11 protein-coding genes and 1 pseudogene are annotated in these 20,371 nt (G+C 64.7%); 5 read left to right on the forward strand and 7 right to left on the reverse strand.

Annotated features, from left to right (window positions below):
* Nucleotides 1-170: 170 nt before the first annotated feature.
* Genes AB4851_RS06460 through AB4851_RS06470 form a run of 3 tightly spaced genes read left to right on the forward strand, consistent with a single transcriptional unit; the run spans nt 171 to nt 3,275 of the window.
* Nucleotides 171-1,367, forward strand: a complete 1,197-nt coding sequence (locus AB4851_RS06460) for a M20 aminoacylase family protein (RefSeq protein WP_414448922.1) — start codon at nt 171-173, stop codon at nt 1,365-1,367.
* A 35-nt stretch (nt 1,368-1,402) separates the two neighbouring features.
* A complete protein-coding gene (locus tag AB4851_RS06465) occupies nt 1,403-2,716 on the forward strand; it encodes an MFS transporter (protein WP_414448923.1) in 1,314 nt (437 codons plus the stop codon).
* A 55-nt stretch (nt 2,717-2,771) separates the two neighbouring features.
* A complete protein-coding gene (locus AB4851_RS06470; protein WP_414448924.1) occupies nt 2,772-3,275 on the forward strand; it encodes an N-acetyltransferase family protein in 504 nt (167 codons plus the stop codon).
* Nucleotides 3,276-3,396: 121 nt separating this feature from the next.
* Here the strand turns inward: AB4851_RS06470 and map are convergent, their stop codons facing one another.
* The 4 genes from map to AB4851_RS06490 all read right to left on the reverse strand — a co-directional run bounded on the left by map (nt 3,397) and on the right by AB4851_RS06490 (nt 6,793).
* The gene (gene map / locus AB4851_RS06475; protein ID WP_414448925.1) at nt 3,397-4,224 is read right to left on the reverse strand and encodes a type I methionyl aminopeptidase; all 828 of its coding nucleotides are present in this window, start codon (nt 4,222-4,224) and stop codon (nt 3,397-3,399) included.
* A complete protein-coding gene (locus AB4851_RS06480; protein ID WP_414440350.1) occupies nt 4,221-4,439 on the reverse strand; it encodes a ParD-like family protein in 219 nt (72 codons plus the stop codon). Before AB4851_RS06480 ends, map begins: the two co-directional genes overlap by 4 nt.
* Nucleotides 4,440-4,533: 94 nt before the next feature.
* Entirely contained in the window at nt 4,534-5,775 is a 1,242-nt protein-coding gene (locus AB4851_RS06485) for an acyl-CoA dehydrogenase family protein (RefSeq protein ID WP_414448926.1), read from the reverse strand.
* A 169-nt stretch (nt 5,776-5,944) separates the two neighbouring features.
* On the reverse strand, nt 5,945-6,793 hold the full coding sequence (locus AB4851_RS06490; RefSeq protein ID WP_414448927.1) for a hypothetical protein: 849 nt from the start codon (nt 6,791-6,793) through the stop codon (nt 5,945-5,947).
* 116 nt (nt 6,794-6,909) lie between these two features.
* On the opposite strand from AB4851_RS06490, the gene AB4851_RS06495 reads away from it, so the two are divergent.
* Complete coding sequence (locus tag AB4851_RS06495) at nt 6,910-7,518, forward strand: alpha/beta fold hydrolase (protein ID WP_414448928.1); 609 nt, start codon at nt 6,910-6,912, stop codon at nt 7,516-7,518.
* A 290-nt stretch (nt 7,519-7,808) separates the two neighbouring features.
* A complete protein-coding gene (locus AB4851_RS06500; RefSeq protein ID WP_414448929.1) occupies nt 7,809-9,923 on the forward strand; it encodes a catalase in 2,115 nt (704 codons plus the stop codon).
* Nucleotides 9,924-10,174: 251 nt separating this feature from the next.
* Here the strand turns inward: AB4851_RS06500 and AB4851_RS06505 are convergent.
* The 3 genes and pseudogenes from AB4851_RS06505 to AB4851_RS06515 form a co-directional block, all read right to left on the reverse strand.
* Nucleotides 10,175-10,531 (reverse strand): annotated as a pseudogene (locus tag AB4851_RS06505) (hemagglutinin repeat-containing protein); the annotation flags it as partial.
* 72 nt (nt 10,532-10,603) lie between these two features.
* On the reverse strand, nt 10,604-11,080 hold the full coding sequence (locus AB4851_RS06510; protein ID WP_414448930.1) for an immunity 42 family protein: 477 nt from the start codon (nt 11,078-11,080) through the stop codon (nt 10,604-10,606).
* Complete coding sequence (locus AB4851_RS06515) at nt 11,081-20,152, reverse strand: hemagglutinin repeat-containing protein (protein WP_414448931.1); 9,072 nt, start codon at nt 20,150-20,152, stop codon at nt 11,081-11,083.
* Nucleotides 20,153-20,371: the final 219 nt, after the last annotated feature.

Genomic DNA, 20,371 nt, shown 5'->3' on the forward strand with positions numbered 1-20,371 from the left:
CCGGCGGCGTCGCGGCCCACCGCGAATCCGAACCCGGTGATAAACCCCGTTTATCACGGTGAAAATTCCCGCATCTTATCCGGCGCGATTTGGCTGGCTATAGTGCGCGCCAGATCCCCCCACCTGCCGCGCAGGCCGCTTCGGCGGCGCGGCGCCCTGGAGCCGCCTCGATGAGCACCCCCACCGCGAACCGTTACACCGAAATCTCCGACCTCGCCGACGACGTCCCCGACCTGCTCGCGATTCGCCATCACATCCACCGCCATCCCGAACTGGCCTTCGAGGAAGTGGCGACGGCCGCGCTGGTGGCCGACAAGCTCGAAAGCTGGGGCTGGCAGGTCACGCGCGGCGTGGGCGAAACCGGCGTGGTCGGCACGCTGACGGTGGGCGAGGGCACGCGCCGCATCGGCATCCGCGCCGACATGGATGCGCTGCCGATCCTCGAGGCCACCGGCCTGCCTTATGCGAGCGAGACGCACGGCAAGATGCACGCGTGCGGCCACGACGGCCACACCACCATGCTGCTCGGCGCGGCGCGCCAGCTTGCGCGCACCCGCAACTTCTCGGGCACGGTGCACCTGTATTTCCAGCCGGCCGAGGAAAAGGGCGTGGACAGCGGCGCGCAGCGCATGATCGCCGACGGCCTGTTCGAGCGCTTTCCGTGCGACGCCGTGTTCGGCATGCACAACCATCCGGGCGCGGAGCCGGGCCAGTTCCTGATGCGGCGCGGCGCGTTCATGGCGGCGGGCGACCGCGTCGTGATCGAGATCGAGGGCGTGGGCGGCCATGCGGCGCGCCCGCATCTGACGGTGGATACGGTGGTGGTCACGGCCAGCATCGTGATGGCGCTGCAGACCATCGTCGCGCGCAACGTGGACCCGTCGCAGTCGGCCGTGGTCACGATCGGCGCGATGCACGCGGGCACCGCCAGCAACGTGATTCCGCAGCACGCGCGGCTCGAACTGAGCGTGCGTTCGTTCAGCGAAACGGTGCGGGCGCAACTGAAGCAACGCATCACCGAGATCGCGCAAGGGCAGGCCGCCAGCTATGGCGCGACGGCACGTGTCGATTACATCGAGGGCTATCCGGTCGTGGTCAATTCGGATGCCGAAACGGATTTCGCCGCGCAGGTGGCGAAGGAGCTGGTGGGCGACGACCACGTGGTGGAGCAGACCGGCCAATTGATGGGCAGCGAGGATTTCGCCTACATGCTGCAACAGCGCCCCGGTTCGTTCGTGCGGCTCGGCAACGGCGTGGGCGAGGACGGCTGCATGGTCCACAACCCGCACTACGACTTCAACGATCACAACCTGCCGATCGGCGCGGCCTACTGGACGCGGCTGGTCGAGCGTTATCTGGCAGCGTGAGCGCTGGTTTGCCGGCCCCAATCAGGAACATTCCCATGCACGACGAACGGCTCGCTTTGCCCCTCGAAGAACCCCCGGCCGCCGCGCCGGGCCGCCTGTCGCCGCGCGGTGCGGTGGTGGCGGCCGTGATCGGCAACTGGCTCGAATTCTTCGATTTCACGGTGTACGGATTCTTCGCTGTCCTGATCGGCAAGCTGTATTTTCCGGCCGGCGACGCGACCACCTCGCTGCTGCTGTCGGTGGCGACCTTCGCGGCGGGCTTCTTCACGCGCCCGCTCGGCAGCGTGGTGCTGGGCGTTTATGCCGACCGGCGCGGGCGCAAGGCCGCGCTGAACCTGACGATCATGCTGATGGCGGCCGGCACCGGCCTGATCGCGATCGCGCCCACCTACGCGCAGATCGGCGTAGGCGCGCCGTTGCTGATCGTGTTCGCGCGGCTGCTGCAAGGCTTCTCGCAGGGCGGCGAATTCGGCGCGGCCACCACCACGCTGCTGGAGCAGGGCGACGCCTCGCGGCGCGGTTTTCGCGCCAGTTGGCAACTGGCCACCCAGGGCGGCGCGGCGCTGATGGGCTCGGGCCTCGCGGCGCTGCTGTCGAATGCATTGAGCAAGGGCGCGCTGGAAAGCTGGGGTTGGCGCGTGCCGTTCGTGGTGGGCCTGGCGATCGCGCCGGTCGGCATGCTGCTGCGCCGCCGCCTCGCCGAGGAACCGGCCGGCTCCTCGCATGCGATCGACCGCGGCGTGCTGCGCGAGCTGTTCACGCAGCACGCGCGCACGGTGCTGCTGATCACGCTGACGGTGATGGGTGGCACGGTTTCCACCTACATCCTGACGTTCTACATGCCGACCTACGCGATCCATACGCTTGGGCTGCCGATGAAGCTGTCGATGTTCGTCGGCGTGGCGTCGAGTTGCGTGATCCTCGTGATGTGCCCGGTATTTGGTTGGTTGTCCGACAGGATCGGCAGCCGCAAGCTGCCGATCTTCATCGGGCGCGGCGCGCTGGTGCTGTTGTTGTTCCCCGCCTTCATGCTGATGAACCGCTTCCCGACCTTGCCGGTGGTGATGCCGATCACGGCGCTGCTGTTGCTGTGCTTCTCGATGGGCTCGGCTTCGGAGTTCGCGTTGATGTGCGAATCATTCCCGCGCCGGATTCGCGCTACCGGCATCTCGATCGCCTATGCGCTGGCCGTCACGATCTTCGGCGGCACCGCGCAACTGGTCGCCACGTGGCTGGTGCGCGTGACCGGCAACAAGCTCGCGCCCGCGGCGTATGTGGCCGTGTGCGTGGTGCTGTCGCTGGTCGCGGTGTCGATGCTGCGCGATACGGCGAAGCGTGCCGAGGAATAGGCGCCGCGCATCCAGATAAAATCGTGACCTCTTCTCAAGCCCCGGCCCACCGACGATGATCACGATCCGCCCCCTCACCCCCGACGATTTCGACCGCTTCTGGCCGACGTTCCAGGCGATCGTCGAGGCGCAGGAAACCTACGCCTTCGATCCGGCTATCACGCAGGAAGCGGCGCGCGCGCTGTGGATCGACCTGCCGCTGCACACGTTCGTCGCGGAGGAGGACGGGGAGTTGCTCGGCTCGTATTACCTGAAGCCGAACGCGGTGGGCCCGGGCCGGCACGTCTGCAACTGCGGCTACATGGTCGCGCCGGCCGCGCGTGGCAAGGGCGTGGCGCAGCGCATGTGCGAGCACTCGCTGCAGGTGGCGCGCGACGCGGGCTTCCTGGCGATGCAGTTCAATTCGGTGGTGGCCACCAACACGGTGGCCGTGGCGCTGTGGCAGAAGATGGGCTTCGAGATCGTCGGCACGTTGCCGCGCGCTTATCGCCACCGCACGCTCGGCCTGGTCGATTGCCACGTGATGTATCGCTGGCTCGGCGACACCGAGGCAGCCTGAAACCGCAGCCGGCAAGGCGCGCAAACGAAACGCGCCGCGCATCCCGAAGGACGCGCGGCGCGTGACAACCCGCAGGGATAACCGCTTCGCAGACCGAAGCGATGCCTTCAGCGAACGCGCATCAGGCCGCCGAAGCCGAAGCCGACGGCGCACCGAGCGGCGCATAACGCCCCGTGCCTTCGGGCCAGGTCGTCAGGACATCGAAGCCATCGGCGGTCACGGCCACCATGTGCTCCCACTGCGCCGACAGCGAACGGTCGCGCGTCACCACGGTCCAGCCGTCGGCCAGTTGCTTGGTTTCCGCCTTGCCCGCGTTGAGCATCGGCTCGATCGTGAAGATCATGCCGGGCACCAGCCGCGTGCCGACGCCGGGCCGGCCGTAGTGCAGCACCTGCGGCTCGTCGTGGTAGACGGTGCCGATGCCATGCCCGCAGTATTCGCGCACGACGCTGAAGCCGGCCGCATGCGCGACGCTCTGGATCGCGTAGCCCACGTCGCCGAGCGTCGCGCCCGGCTTCACGGCCAGGATGCCGGCGCGCATCGCGTCGTAGGTGGTATCCACGAGGCGCTTGGCTACCGGGTCCGGCTCGCCGACGAAGTACATGCGGCTCGTGTCGCCGAACCAGCCGTCCTTGATCACGGCCACGTCGATGTTGATGATGTCGCCGTCTTCGAGCTTGTGCGCCGACGGAATGCCGTGGCACACCACGTGATTGACCGACGCGCAGATCGTCTTCGGAAAGCCGTGATAGCCGATGTTGGCCGGGATGGCCTTTTGCACGTCGACGATGTATTCGCGGCAGATCGTGTCGAGTTCGTCGGTGGTGACGCCGGGCTTCACGTACTCGCCGATCATGCGCAACAGGTCGGCGGCCAGTTGGCCGGCCACGCGCGATTGCTCGATTTCCGCCTGCGAGCGGAGCGGGATTTGAGGAGCGCGCGCCATCATGCCACCTGCGGCAGCGGGGCGTCGTCCTCCGCCTGCTGCGCTTCGGCGCGCAGCAACATCTGGCAGATTTCGCCGTAGGCCAGCGTCGGATTGAGCTCGGCCAGCATGCCCACGCGCAGCCAGTGCTCGGCCTGCGCGTTGATCGAGCGGCTGAGGGCGCCGCTCGTGCGGCGCAGCGAGTCGTGCATCGACTCCGATATCTTGATGATTCCCATGGTGCCCTATATATACGAAATGTAGCTGTTTCGCATAATAGCAGGAATTGTTGGGGATGCCAGCCCCGTCAACTCTGTCATCCGTTCACCACCATCAAGCAATCCCGATCCGCCATTGCCCCTGCGGCAGCCTGCCGTTGACAGCAAAATCCCCAACGATCCGCTCGCGATAGATGCGCGGGTTATGCGAGGCCAGCGTGCGCGCGTTGCGCCAGTAGCGGTCGAGGCCGTTGCTGCGCAGCGTGGCCGAGGCGCCGAGCGCGTCGAACACGCTGCCGGTTGCGTCGAGCGCCAGCTCGATCACCACCGTCTGCGCCTGCCAGATTTCGAGTTCGGCCTCGGCGATCGCTGTCTGCGCGTCGTCGCGACCAACCGCCTGCGTGGCGCGTTCGAGCGCGCGCGCCGACAGCGCCACCGCCGCGCCCGCCGCCCAAGCCTTCGAACGCGCGCGGCCGAGGACTTGCAGCACTTGAGCATCGTCCGCAGGGCGCGCGGCCGGCGCGTGGCTGTAGCTGCGGCGGCGCGCGGCCACCTGCGCGGCGGCGTCGTTGACGGCCGCGCGCGCGACGCCGGCCAGCGTCGCCAGATGCACGAGCTGGTAGAACGCTTCGGAATAGTCGAACGGCGCGCTGGTGACGATCTCGCGCTCGTCCACCGGCACGTCGTGGAAGTGGCTCGTGCCGCTCGCGGTGAGCCGCTGGCCCATGCCGTCCCAATCGTCGATCACCTCCACGCCGCTCGCGCGCCGGTCGATCGTGACGCTGACGTAGGCATCCTCGGCGTCGGTCGCACCGACGTGAATCCAGTCCGCGTACAGCGAGCCGGTGGTGTAGAACTTGGTGCCGTTCAGCCGCCAGCCTTGCGCACCGCGCGTCAGGCGCGTGGCGAATTGCGCCTGCTTCGCATCGCCGGTTTCGGACCACGCGCCGCCCACGATGTCGCCTTTCGCGAGTCGCGCGAGCCAGGTGTCGCGGCGCGCGGCGGGGCTGCCGAGCGCGTGCTCGACGAAGCCGAAATGCGCGCGCAGCGCCTGCGTCAGGTTCGAATCGGCCTCGGACAATTCGATCAGGAGTTCGAAGAAGGCGGGCAGATCGAGGCCGAGGCCGCCGTAGTCGCGCGGCACGCGCACGGCCGTGAAGCCGGCGTCGCGCAGCCAGTCGATCGCGTCGAACGGCAACGCGCGCGCGATCTCGCGCTCGACGGCCTGGGCGCGGATGCGCGCGAACAGCGGACGGAACGGCGCGACCAGGCCGGGATAGGTGTCGCGGGGCGGTTCGCCCCATGCCGCGCCCGTGACGAGATCGGGCGGCAGCGCGGTGGTGCGGTCTTGGGACATGGATCGGAAGCCGATTGGGCGGGTTGCGCGGGTGTCTGACAAGCCGGCGTCGCGCCGGCCGGGTTCGCTGCAATCTAATCGGCTTCGCTGCCCGCTTGAAACCATCGATTTGCGGTTTGCTTATGCGCGGAGCCGCGCGATGCTTGTGCCGCGCGGTGAAAAGCGGCGGTCAGCCGGCGTCTTGCGCGGCGGCGGCTTCAACCGCTTCAGCGGCCCGAGTGGCTGAAACCTTGCCGGCCACGCCTTGCGCCCGCGCCATCCGCCGCGTCGCCCACTGCACGCCCATCGCCACCGCCGACGCCGCCACGAAGCCGAGCCACGCCGTCTCCGCCGTCGCATGGCGCAGCGCGAACGCCAGCACCAGGCAGAACGCAACGAACGAGAAGCGCCCGAGCACCATGCCGCGCAGCAGCGCGATCGCGAACGCGGCGCCGTGCGCGCGATGCGACGACACCGCCAGCACGCTGCCGAGCAGCGGAAACACGGCCAGCACGCCGCTCCAGGCAGGGCCGGCGCGGCCCGACACGGCGGTGACGGCCAGCGTGAGCAACGCGCCCGCCGCCATCCGCGCGGCGAGGTCGCGGCGCGCGAGCGGCAGGCTCGCCGCGCCGGCCGAGCTGCGCGGCAGGAACGCGCGCCCGAAGGCCACCGCGCCGAGCGCCGCGATCACGGCGGTCCACGGCGACGCGGCCAGCGGCGCGGGCAGGTGCGCGAGCGCGGTGGCGGCCAGTGCCCAGGCGGCCAGCCCGGCGGCGAGCGGGAGGGGCCAGCCGCGCGCGCGGCAGGTCCACGCGTAGGCGAAATTGAAGGCTTCGGATGCGAGAATGGCGGCCAGCGCGAGCAGCGCGGCGTGCGCGCCGAACGCGGGGCCGTGTTCGAGGACCAGCAGGAACAGGATCGGGCCGGCCACCACGGGCAGCCCCGCCAGCCAGCCCGCGATCGATGGCCCCCACCATGCGCCCGACATCGAGACGACCAGCAGGAACAGCGGGACGAGCGTCAGCTTGAGCGTGAGCATGGCGGCGGCGGGTAAAGCCAGATGATACCCGCGCAGCCGCGGCCATCGCGTCGTCGGCCGAGCGTCGCGCATCGCGTCCGCCATCACGATTCCAATAGAGAGTAGAGAGCACACCCATGGCCATCCCTTCCACCTTGATGTTCCTGCCCGGCGCGTCGGGCGACATCGGCTTCTGGCGTCCGCTGGCCGAGCGCCTCGCGCATCCGGCCGAGCGCGAGATCGTCGCGTATCCGGGCTTCGGCGGCGAGCCGGCCGACCCGTCGATCGGCGGCATCGACGATCTGCTTGCGCGCCTGCTGGCCCGCATCGATCGCCCCACGGCCCTGATCGCGCAATCGATGGGTGGCCTGCTCGCGGTGCGCGCCGCGCTCGAACGGCCCGAACTGATCACGCACCTGGTGTTGAGCGTGACCTCGGGCGGCGTGAACATGGCCGACGCGGGCGCGCAGGATTGGCGCACCGGCTTCGCCGCGAGCCATCCGCACTTGCCCGGTTGGTTCCTGTCGAATCGTGAGGACTACAGCGCACGTCTGCACGAGATCCGCCAGCCGGCGTTGCTGATCTGGGGCGATGCCGACCCGATCAGCCCCGTCGCGGTGGGCGAGCGCCTGCGCGACGCGCTGCCCGACGCACGACTGCACGTGGTGGCCGGTGGCGGGCACGATCTCGCCAAGGTGCATGCGGCCGCGCTCGCGCCGCTCGTCGACGCGCATCTGGCCCGCTGACGCTTGACCGGGCGAGTGACGGACCCCACTGCGCGCCGCCCCGTTTCCCCTTTATTTCTCCCTCCCTGCGGGCGGGTCCGCATATTGCGCAACCTTCCCACGACGACACGTTCCGCGCGCGCCGCACGCGGCCAGGCCGCCTGCCCGGCGTTGCGCCGTGTCGCGACCTCGTTGCCAATCGGTCGCGGTTTGTAGTTTTTGCAGACCTCGTCCACCACGCCGCGCGAATGCGGTGTGTGCGATTGCGCACCGAACCGTCCCCGCCCTACAACCCGCAGTGGAGAAAACGCATGGCCAAATCGAAAACGCCCCAGGCTGCCGACGCAACCGGCAACGGCGGCGAAACGCATCAGCAGTACACCGGCAGCGGCAGCGCCAAGGGCAAGCAGGCGCATCCCGAGGTGCTGACCACCAATTTCGCGGTGCCCATTTCCGACAACCAGAACAGCCTGAAGGCCGGCGAACGCGGCCCGGCGCTGCTGGAAGATTTCGTGCTGCGCGAGAAGATCTTCCACTTCGATCACGAGCGGATTCCCGAGCGCATCGTGCACGCGCGCGGCAGTGGCGCGCACGGCGTGTTCACCTGCACCAAGGCGATCCCCGAACTGACGCGCGCGAGCCTGTTCCAGAAGGCCGGCGACGAGGTGCCGGTGTTCGTGCGCTTTTCCACGGTGGCCGGCGGCGCGGGCTCGGTGGATACGCCGCGCGACGTGCGTGGTTTTGCCGTGAAGTTCTACACGCAGGAAGGCAATTGGGATCTGGTTGGCAACAACATCCCGGTGTTCTTCATCCAGGACGCGATCAAGTTTCCGGACCTGATTCACAGCGTGAAGATGGAGGCCGATCGCGGCTATCCGCAGGCCGCGTCCGCGCACGACACGTTCTGGGATTTCGCGAGCCTGATGCCCGAAAGCACGCACATGCTGATGTGGGCGATGTCGGACCGCGCGATTCCACGCTCGCTGCGCATGATGCAGGGCTTCGGCGTGCACACGTTCCGCTTCGTCAACGCGAAGGGCGAGGGCAAGTACGTGAAGTTCCACTGGAAGCCCTTGCTCGGCGTGCAATCGACCTGCTGGGACGAGGCCGTGAAGATTGCCGGCGCGGACCCGGATTACCATCGCCGCGATTTGTTCGAGGCGATCGACGCCGGCGACTTCCCCGAATGGGAACTCGGCGTGCAGGTGTTCGACGAAGCCTGGGCCGCGAAGCAGCCGTACGACGTGCTCGACGCCACCAAGCTGATTCCCGAGGAAGAGATCCCGCTGCAGACCATCGGCCGGCTCACGCTGAACGCCAACGCGAAGAACTTCTTCGCGGAGACGGAACAGGTGGCGTTCTTGCCGTCGAACGTGGTGCCCGGCATCGATTTCACCAACGATCCGCTGCTGCAGGGCCGCTTGTTCAGCTATCTCGACACGCAGAAGTCGCGGCTCGGCACCACCAATTTTCATCAGATCCCGATTAACGCGCCGCGCTGCCCGTTCCACAACTTCCAGCGCGACGGCCTGATGCAGACCAAGGTGCCGGAAGGGCGCGCCAATTACGAGCCGAATTCGCTGGCCGATGCCGGCGAGGATGGCGGGCCGCGCGAGGCGCCGGCCGAAGGCTTCAGCACGTTCAAGGCCAACGACGAGCGCAATGATCCGTCGGAAAAGCTGCGTGTGCGCTCGGAGCTGTTCGCCGATCACTACAGCCAGGCGCGCATGCTGTTCCGGTCGCTGGAGCCGATCGAGCAGGCGCATACGGCGTCGGCGTTCGTGTTCGAGCTGTCGAAGGTGTCGCTCGAACATGTGCGCACGCGCATGCTGTCGCGGCTGCGCAATGTCGATGAGTCACTCGCGCAGCGCGTGGCCGATGGGTTGGCGATGGCGTTGCCGCCTGCCGCGCCGCCTGCGCGCGAGCCGGTGGACATGAAGGCGTCGCCGGCTTTGTCGATCGTCGGGAATGCGAAGCATACGTTGAAGGGCCGCAAGGTTGGCGTGCTGTTCGATGAAGGTTCGGACAAGGCCGAGATCGAGGCGCTGGTGAAGGCCATCGAGCAGGACGGCGGAAAGGCGATGCTGATCGCGCCGAAGGTGGGCGGGCTGCCGGTGAAGGGCGGGACGTTGGCGGCGGAGGGGCAACTGGCGGGTTCGCCGTCGGTGCTGTTCGATGCGGTGGCGCTGGTGTTGACGGAGGAGGCGGCGCACAAGCTCGCGCAGGATTCGGCGGCGCTGTCGTTCGTGCTGGATGCGTTCGCGCATTTGAAGGCGATCGGGCATACGGCCGGCGCGCAGCCGTTGCTCGATCGCGCGGGGATTCAGCCCGATGCGGGTGTGTTGGCGGATCTCGGGAAGGGGTTCGTGGGTGCGGCGGGGAAGCGGTTTTATGATCGCGAGCCGAAGGTGCGGACGTTGGCTTGAGTGATAGGGAAGCGCGGAGCGGAACGACGACATAGCGGGTTTGAGATGGATTTGATCGGGGGCCGCCGCTTGGGTGTTGCGGCGGCTTGCTCGATTTTTTCCGGGTCTCGGGTTTTGCTCGTGCTTCTCTGTTTTTTGTTGGAATTTGATGACTCGTGGCTACCGACTCGTGGCTTGAGTGGCTGCTAAATTCGGCTGCAGGTGCGAACTCACTTGCCGTTTGGCTACACAATTCGTCTCAGGTCAGCACGGCTATCGCCAGCACCGCTCTTGGCCGCCTGCGTCTGCTGATACGCGCCATTGATCGCATCGCCGATGCTGCCCGACAGGCCGAGCGTGACGCCGCTGCTGCTGGTGGTTTCGCGATGCGTCGTGCTGTAGGTATCCGTCGCGGAATCGATCACGACGTTGGCGGCGCTGCCGGTCAAGTTCTTTCCGGCAATCAAATCGCTACCCGTCACGTGCAGGGTGTCGCCCGCCTTGATCGTCAGGTTGCCGTCGAGCGCCCCGACTGTGCTTGCGTTGTTCGTGACGTTGTTCGCCGCCGCGAGATTCACGTCGTTCGTGCCGACGACGGTACTCCCTTGTACCGTCAGATTGTGGCCAGATTGAAGCCAGATTCACGTAGCCGCTCGCGGTGAAAAAAACGTTGCACTTGATTGTTAAGACAGTCCTTTCCTTCACGGATTCTTTGATTTTGCTATCAAATCGTGTACTACTGATTGAAATTCTCCACGCGTCAGGATGACTTCGCGCGGGGTTGGCATTTCGCTACGGCGACCGAATATGAGTTTGGCCTGTTCTCCGGACTCCACCAAAAAGACATTGTTGTCGTCATCAAGCAAGCTACCAATCGAAACCAGATGACTGTAATCGCTATCTGCCGCGTCCGAATCCATTGGAGGAAATGCTCGCGCAACGAGTTCTGAGTATGCGCTTGAAGTGGGTAAGTTAAACAGTCGTACATCTTCAACGCTGTGCTTCAAGCAGTTCAGCCCAGATAACAAGTTCAGGTCAACCGCGATCGTTGACTTTAGTGACCAAAGAAGTTCCCCCCCTACAAAATAGGCAAAGCACCCGTTCTTGAAGTGATCAGTGGACCATAAATCGACGGCGTCACACCAGATCGCGAAATTATCAGGGTTTCCGACTAGCATTTACTTTCCTTTAAATCCAAGGGATCGTTTAACAGTAATGGGGATGGTCGAAACGTCGACGGGTGATCTGGTATCGCCAGTAGAACCTGTCCAATGATAGACCCCGTTGCCATCTGAATAATATCGATTGATATTGCCATTCGAATCGATGGCGTACCTCGTCTTTTCGCCACCTGAAATCGAGGTATTGAACAGATCAAGCGAATTTCCGGGCTCGGTCCCCGCGTTGGGGCGATTGCCCGGCATGCCCGGGGTATGCTTTGGATTCGATTCGACTTGTAAGCCGTTGTCTGCGGTTACGGCCTCGGGGATCGGAAGGCGATTATTGTTACCACCGCTAGCAAGCGTCGCGTTGTCGGGCACATCCCCCGCAAAACCGAGTTTAACGACTTTCCCGCCCGCCGCCTCTCCGACCAGCACCGCCCCCGGACTCGCCGTCGGCGGTTTTCCACCGCCCACGCCAACAACCGCATTCAATCCGTTGGCGATCCCCTGCAATACCAGATCAAGCGCCGTCGTTTTCTTCCGGGACGGACCTTGCCCACTGGCCTCTTCAAGCGCATCAGTATCCGTGTGGTTCCACTGGTTGTACAGGTTGGCATTCGAAGCCGTGGCCGCGCCTGTCGTTCCACCGACCATCCAGCCCAGCGCACCGATGAGCAAGTTGCCCGACACCTTCCCGGCCAGTGTCGAATCCGTCGCAACCGCCGCCTCTTTTGCCGCTTGCGCTGTCTGATCGGCTAGCAATGCTGCCAATCCTGCGCCCGCCGCACCTTGTGCCGCACTGCCGATGCCACCGCCGCCCAAGCCGCCGATGAGCGCACCGCCTGCAATGTGCAAGTAAAGTCGGTTGGTCCCACCCTCATTCCATGAATCCGCTTCGGCTTGATTGGCCGCTTGCGCGGTCTTATCACCCGCGATCCCGGCAGCATCGGCCACACGTTGCGCTTCCTTTTGCTTCGTGTCCGCATACGCTCCGATGCCTTGCGCGACCACTTGCCCCGCAGCCTGCGCCGCATTCATCACGTCGGCTTGCTTATCCAGCAGATGCTGCACGTCTGGCGTCTTCGATACCGTTCCGTTTAGATCCGACGTATCGCGATTCAGGTTCGTCAGATCCTGTGTCTGTCGCGCCGAATTCGTGATGTCGATCGTGCCCGCGCCGACACCGCTACGCGTCGTCGCGTCCTCGTCGCCGCTGTCCGATTGCGAAATCATCGGTGTCACACCGCCCGCGCCGCTGACCGATCCCGGTCCGATCGCCTTGCCGGTGCTGCTCACTCCCACGCCCGCTCCGAACCCGTTGCTGTTGGCCGCGTAATGCGAGTGGTTTTGTATATCACTGTAGGTCAACGATCCCGTCGTCAACGTGTTCTTCGCTGCATCGGCCGTGCTGCCGATATATGCACCTTTCAGATCGGTGTTGCCTTTGATCGTGACATCGAATCCACCGCTGCCGGCTTGAATCCCGGCCTGTTCGTTCACACCCGCATAGATGCCATCTGCGTGGCCGTTCTGCGCGCTGAAACTCGCGCTTCCACCCATCGTGCTGGCGCTGATACCGCCGCCCACGCTGCTTTGATGCGCAGTGCTGTACGTCGTGTCTTGCACACTGTGGACGTTCAGGTTGCCGCCCACATTCGCGATGACTGTGCCGCCGTTCACATTCGAGCCGATCACGTTCGTATCGCCACCGCTAACAAGCGTCACGCCGTTCGCACCCGCTACATGCGAATTGTTCTGCATCACGGCATCGCTGTTGCCATCGCCATGCGCACGCGACATCGCTGCCGACACCCCGATCCCATTCGAACCGATCGACACGCCGACGCTCGCGCTCGATGACGAGTTCGAACTGCGCGTCGAATCGGTATCCGTCGTGTTTTTCAGGTCAATCCGATTTTTCGCGGCCAACAATACATCGCGACCCGACACGTTCGACCCGGCCACAGTGAGATTGCCGCTACCTGGCGTGTTGTCGCCGGTCGCAATCAGCGACGTGGCACCGCCGGATGCAACGCTCGATCCACGCTGTGTTGTTTGGTTCTCCGACGTATCGAGCCGGCTATGGCTCGATCCAATGCTGACTTGAACACCGATGCTCGGTGCTCCCTTACCGGCAAGCGCGCCCCCCGTGACGCCCGCGACACCGATCGCCACATCGCCGGCCGCCGCGATCGCGTGCAGGGCCGTTGCACGGCTATCGCCAGCACCGCTCCGGGCCGCCTGCGCCTGCTGATACGCACCATTGATCGCATCGCCGATGCTCCCCGACAGGCCGAGCGTGACGCCGCTGCTGCTGGTGGTTTCTCGATGCGTCGTGTTGTAGGTATCTGTTGCCGAATCGATCACGACGTTGGCGGCGCTGCCGGTCAGATTCTTTCCGGCGACCAAATCGCTACCGGTCACGTGCAGGGTGTCGCCCGCCCGGATGGTCAGGTTGCCGTCGAGCGACCCGACTGTGCTCGCATTGTTCGTAACGGACGAGGCATGATCGGTATCGCTTTTCTTCTGCGTGCCGATGCTCACGGTCAGGCCGCTGGTGCCGAGGCCCGAATGCGTTTCGTGGTAACTGTTGTCCTGCTCGACCGTATCCGTGGACGTCGTGATCGTGACGTTGTTCGCTGCCGCGAGATTCACATTGTTCGTGCCGACAACCGTGCTGCCTTGCACGGCCAGATCGTGGCCCGATTGAATATTGACGGTGCTGCCCGACACCGTGCTGCCGACACCGACGTTCGCCTGCGTGCTGTGCATCGAATCGGTCTTCGTACTGCTGACGAAACTGCCACGAGCGACCTTTACCGACTGATACGCATCGTGTTCCTCGCGGGCTTCGTCGATGATGACGTTGCCGGTTGCAACGATGTTCGCCGCACCGGCGCCGTTGTCGACACCGTTCGTCATGCCGGCTGTGACGGACGAACCCGTGAGCGTCACGTTGCCCTTCGACGCATCAGCGCTGGCGGCAGCCAGATTCACGTTGCCGCCCGCCGTGAACTGCGTACCCACGGTGTGTTCGTCGTAATGGTGATCGACTTCCTTTCGCGTCTTGCTGTCCGCCGCGACGTTATCGAGCTTGGCGGTATCGGTCACCGTCGTTGCCGTCAGGTTGCCGCCCGCGACCACCGACACATCCTTGCCGGCCGAAACAGTCGTGCCCTTGAGCGTCGTACCGTTGCCGCTTTGCATTCCCAAACTGCCGCCGGCGGTGATGCCGCTCGTCACGTTCGTCGTCTTCGATTCTTCCCAATGATGCCGATCGTTCAGATGCATCGATTGGTTCGTCGTGGACTGAACTGTATCGACGTTGATATCGCGCCCCGCTGTGACAAGTGCGTCACCGCCTGCCGACAGATTCGCACCGTGAAGCGTGAGATCACGCCCAGCCTGAACCGACAGGTCGCCCGTCGCCGCGATCGTGCCTTGCTGGCCGATCACGCTCGTATTGACCTTGCTTGCGCCAGACGCACCGATCGCACCCACCGCATCAACCAGTGTCGTGTTGACGATATCGCGGCCCGCGCTGACGGCAACGCGATTGCCGGTGATCATCCCCGACGCGTTCACAACGTCATTGCTGGCCGATACGACCGTCGTGCCGTTCTTGGGATCGCTCGAAATCGTGCCGCCGCGATTCAGAATGTCGGTCGCGGTGAGTACCGTCTTCGTGCCGCCCTTGATCACGCCCGAATTGGTCGTACTGCCAACCGTATGAATCTCGATATCGTCGGCTGCGATCAACGCACCGGTCGGTTGAAGATCGTTGGCATGCGTTTTCGCCATGTACACAACCGGGGCCAACACATGCGTCGTGCTGCCATCAGGCAGCGTGACGGTCTGATTGACGAGCCAGACGATATCGCTCGTCAGCGCATCCATCTGCGCGGCGGTCAGCGCCACGCCGGGCACCAAGCTGAATGACTTCGCGTAGTTCGCGCCGTTCGTCATCAGCGCCCGATATTCGTCTTCGGCGCTCGTATAGCCTGGCAGGAAGGTGCGCCCGGTGAGCTGGGTGATCTGATCGCGCACCATCCGCTGTTCATATATCCCGTCGCCCAGGCGCTTCTCGATGCTCGCAGGGTTCAGGTTCAACTGGCCGAGCAGGTAGTCGCTCGAAATGAATGTCGTATAGCTCGTCAACCTCGAATCGGTGACGATCAGATACGGTTGTTCCGGCGCGGGATGAATCGACACCATGCCGCTGGTCGGCAATGTGATCGACAACGCACCGGTTGCGCTCGCAACCGATTGCAGTGCGGGAACCGTCGTCGCGCCGCTTGCCGCGCCAACCTTGGACGGTTGATTTCCCGAAATACCTTGGTTATCCGAATTGTTTCCAAGCGTGCCGCCTGTCGCCCCAGTTGACGAATCGTGCGCGGCAACGTTCTGGTTGTTGACGTCCCGCGCGTCGATCTTCACCGACTGATTCGCGATGATCGTGCCGCCGGTTCCACCGATTGCGACCGGCGTATGCACAACGGTTGGCTCGACGATCGTGCCGCGATCGCGCGTCGTGTTCTCGTTCCATGCGTACATCGAGACGATGTCGTCGGTCTGATATTGATACAGCGTCCGCCCGACGTTGTTCACGACGGTGTCGCCATAACTGCCACCGATCCGAATCGCCTGACCCGCCGCAATCGCGCTGTAATCGTTATTGATCGTGCCGACGTTCGCCATCGTGATGCTGCCGCCCGCGACGAGCTGGGCCTGCTGCGCCTGGCTCGTTACCTTGTCCTGCCGAGTGGTGGACGTGGTATCGCGCCAGATTTCAACGCGCTGATAGCCGTGATGGCCGTCGCTGCGCGTCGTGTATTCCGTGTCCGGAGCGTAGTTGACGTGCGGGTCGTATGCGTCCCAATAGTTGACCGTAACCGACCCGTCCGCGTTTTTCGTCAGCGTGTTGTAGTAAATCGTCTGCGGCTTGCCGTCGACGTCGACGACCAGCACCTTGTCGGTCGCATTTGGGCCGGCCGATTCCGATACGACCTGCGAAGCAAGATAGTTCGAAGTGAGCGGCGTCTTGTAGCCATTCACCCACATCGCCTGCGAGCAGCCGCCGTTCGGGGCCGCGTTCATCGTGGCGCACACGATGTATTTCTGGCGCTTGGTCTGGTGCGAGGTAGTCGTTGCGGTGGTTTCGGTCGCAACCGTCGGCGCAGGGCGGCTGTTGGTGAACGTGCCGGCTGCGAGTTCGATATTGCCTTGCGCTTCGATCGTGGATTGATCGTTCAGCACGTTCTGCGTGCGGTTCGCGAACAAGCCGTTCGCGTCGCGCTGGTCGTTGGCGGCGATATGGATATCGCCGAGGCTGAACAGGTTTGCACCTTCCGTATTCGACAACCGATTCGTTGCGTGCAGGCTCAATTGATTCGCGGCGGCGAAAACGGCGGCGGCGCCCGTGTTCGTGATGGTTGCCGCGTTCGCCGTGACGTTGGCGCCGATCACGGTGCCGGTGTTGTTCAGCGTTGCGCTATGGGTCGTGACCGAATCGCCTTCGATGCGGCCGGCGTTATCGATCGTGCCGCCGTGCGCGTTGATGGTGGTGTTCGCGGAATTCAAATCCGCGCCGCGCTGGTTGTCGACGTTCGCCGCGTTCACCGTGAGTTTGCCGTTGGCATCCATCACGCCTTGGTTCGTCAGCGCGCCCGATGTGGTGAAATTCAGGTCGCCGTTGGCGTGCAACTGGTTGGTTGCCGTCTGCGTGTAGTCGTTCGCGAGCGTAATCGAACCGTCGCGGCCCGCGATGAGGGCGCCGTCGCCGAGTAATGTGCCGCTGTTCAGCGTCAAGTCTTGATCGCTACCGATCGCGCCGCCCTGATTCGACAGCGCACCGGCCTGGATCAATACGCTGCCGCCGCTGCCGGCGTCGTTGCCGATCCTCCCGGACGTGTTGTCGATCGATGCCGCCGTCAACGACAGTGCGCCGTTGGCCCGCATCGATCCGTCTCGGTTCGACAGCGCTGCGTTTGCGCCGTTGAACGTCAGGTTGTTCGCAGCCGACAGTACACCGCCGGCATTGTTCGCATTGCTTGCGATATTCAACGTCAGGTCGTGGCCGGCCAGCGTCTGACCGCCATGCGCATTCGTGAGCGTTTGCGCGGTGAGCGTCACATCGCCATTGCCGCCGATCGTGCCTGCACCGGCCTTGCCGGATGCATAGGTGTTGGTGATCGCGGCGCCGCCGTCGATCCGCGTTGCGCCGGTGCCGATATTGGCAATCCGCCCGTCGCTGTTATCCAGGCTCGCGCCGGACAATTCAAGCGTGGCCGTCGAACCGTTCGCCTCGATTTGCCCGCCGTTGTTGAGCATGGCGCCGAGCGCCGCAAGCTTGAGCTTGTCGTTCGCTTGAATCAGGCCGGCCGCATTGGCGAGCCGGCCGTTCGATTGCACGGACAGCGATCGAGCCGCCAGTAACGAGCCGTTCGTGTTATCGACCGTGCCGCTCGACACCGATACGTCGCCGTTGCCGCCGATCGTGCCGCCTGCGGTGTTGGTCAAGGCATTCGCAGTCGTCACGGACAGCGCATCCGTGCCGAGCGCCTCGACGGCACCGCCGTCGTTCGACAGGCTGTCGGCCGCGATCGTCAAGGCATGATTCGATTCGATCGCACCGCTTGTGTTGTTGATTGCGCCTTGAGATTGGATCGTGACGTGATCGGCGCCGATGTAACCACCCGCGCTGTTATCGAGCGACCGAACGCCGAGCGTGGCCTGCCGCTGCGCGGAGAGGGCACCGGCTTGATTCGACACGGCGGTGGCGATCAGCGCCAGCGCGCCGTTGGTCGCGATCGAGCCGCCCTGGTTCGACAACACGCCGGTGCCGAGGGTCAACGTACCGCTGCCGGCATGCAGGATCTTGCCGTGGTCGTTGATCAGCGTGGCCGGCGTGAGGCTCAGATCGGCGCTGTTGGTCTGTACCGTGCCCGAACGATTGTCGAGCGTGCCGGACACGGCGATGTCGGCCCGGTTCGTGCCGGTTTGTGTGATCGTGCCGGAGCGGTTCGCGAGATCGGTTGCCGACAGCGACAACCGGCTGCCCTGAATGGAACCTGCATGGTTGTCCAGGTCAGTCGCGCGAACCTGTGCCGATGCGCCGGCAGCGATGCTGCCGGATACGTTGGCCAGGTGCGAACCGGCATCGATCGATGCGTTCCGACCAGCCGTCAGTGACCCACCACCGTTGTCGATGGACTGCCCGCCGACGTTCAAATCGTCAGCAGCGCTGATCGATCCTTGGTTGGCGAGGGTGCCGGCTTGCACCGTGACGTCGCCATCACCGCCGATCACACCGCCTTGCGCGCCGTTCGCGGTCGAGCCTGTTGTGTTCGTCAGCAGGCCGCTGGTCGAGACGGACAGGCCATCGCCATTGAGGGACGTGACGCGCCCGGCGCTATTCTGCAGCGACGCGCCAACCACCTTCATGTGGCCGGCGCTCTGGATGATGCCTTGCCGATTGTCGATCGCGCCGCCAGCCACGTCGGTGGTGTTCTGCGACACCATCGTGCCGGCCCGATTCGACATCGCGCCGGACGTGCGAACCGACAACGGCCCTTGTGCCGACACCGTGCCGCCTTGGTTCGACAGGGTGCCTGCCGTCAACGCTGCGCCGCCCTGGCTCGATAGCTTGCCGTAGTCATTGATCAGCGCGCCCGACGCGGTGGCGGCGAGCGAGCGACTGGCGCTCGTCGTTGCGTTCGATACATCGAGATCGCCGGCATGGGCATTCATTTCCAGGCGGCCATGAGCCACGGCCTGGCCGCCGGCAAGATCAACGCTGCCGCCCGAGAGCGTTGCATTGCCGCCCGCGAGATTTCGTCCAGTGGCATTCAACCGGCCCGTTGTGGCGATGTGCAGATTGCCGCCTTGCGTGACGGCACCGTCGCTGTTCACCCCTGCGCCGATCGCGCCGGTCGATGCCAACGTTCCCGCCTTGATGTCGAGGTCCTGTTGCGCGGCGAGCGTGCCGCTGTTCGCGACGGTATTGGCGGCGAGGTTCGCGTTCTGTTGCGCGTACATCGTTCCGGTGTTCTGAATATCGCTCGCGTTCGCGCTGAGGTTGCCGCTGGCGGTGGTTTTCCCTGTCAGAACGAGCCGGCCGTCCGACAGCAGCGTGAGGTCGCCCGCTTCGGCGGCAATCGTCCCGGCGCTTGCCACGCCGACACCGTTCGCGTTGCCGACCAGGAAAATGCGGTTCGCATACATGCCACCCAACAGCGCCACGTCGATCGCCACGCCAGACGTGGCATCGTCGGCGTGAGTCGGGGCCGCAGCAAGCGTGGCGTGATCGACGTGATTCGCGCCCGCGATCACGTTCAGTTTTCTTGCGTAGATCGCAGCATTCAACTTGACGGCACGGGCAATGAGGTCGACCTGATCGATGTTCGCGACATTCAGCCCGGCGCCCGCCACCGTGACGAGGCCGCGATTCACGTTGAACCCGGCCACGGAGCCATCCGCGCCGTATTGCGGCACGCCGGTTGTCAAAACGGCGCGTGAGGTATTGATGAACCCGCCGCCATCGATCTGCAAACCGGCAGGATTCGACAGGATGAGTTCGGCTTTGCGGCCAGCGATCTCGACGAATCCCCGGATCGAGGACGGGTTGTTGCTGTTGACCTGATTGACGATGATCCGAGCGGCATCGTTCGGCCCGAAATTCGGGTTGCCGTTGATCATGCCGGCTTGCTGCGTGTTGACGATCGTCGGCGAGTTATTGAGGATTGCGCCGGGTTTTTGTACGTCGAACTGGTGATAGGTATTGACGGAGACGCCCGCGCCGCCGGGCTTGTTGATGTTGACCTGGGGTAGGCCGTTTTGCGTGGGGATGACCGAAGGAGCGTGCGCGCCACCGCCGACGATCTGCGCGTTCGACCACGTGGGCATCGCACCGGCCACGATCAGCACGGCGAACGTCACGGGACGCAACGCGAAGCGAGCAAAGGCCGGCGACACTCGCCGCGCACCTTCGCCTCGGCCGGCGCCACCCGACGCACTGGCGGTCTCCTCGACGGCAATCAACATGCCGCGTACACGGCTGAATATCAGGCGATGGTTATTTTTATTCATGCTTCCGATCGACTCGCACATCGCCGGTGGGAGCCACGCGGCGCTCAATGGGGACTGAGCGATACGCTATGGATCGGCGGATCGAGGGTCAATCAGACAAACCTGATATACGGATAGTCACAATGCGCGGTTTGCCATGGCGCGCGGGTGCATGCGGCCGCCGCGCCCATGAAAAAGGCCGGATGCCGGGGCATCGCCCCCGCATCCGGCCTTGGCGGT

The sequence above is a fragment of the Burkholderia sp. 22PA0099 genome (assembly GCF_047497165.1).
Taxonomy (GTDB): domain Bacteria; phylum Pseudomonadota; class Gammaproteobacteria; order Burkholderiales; family Burkholderiaceae; genus Burkholderia.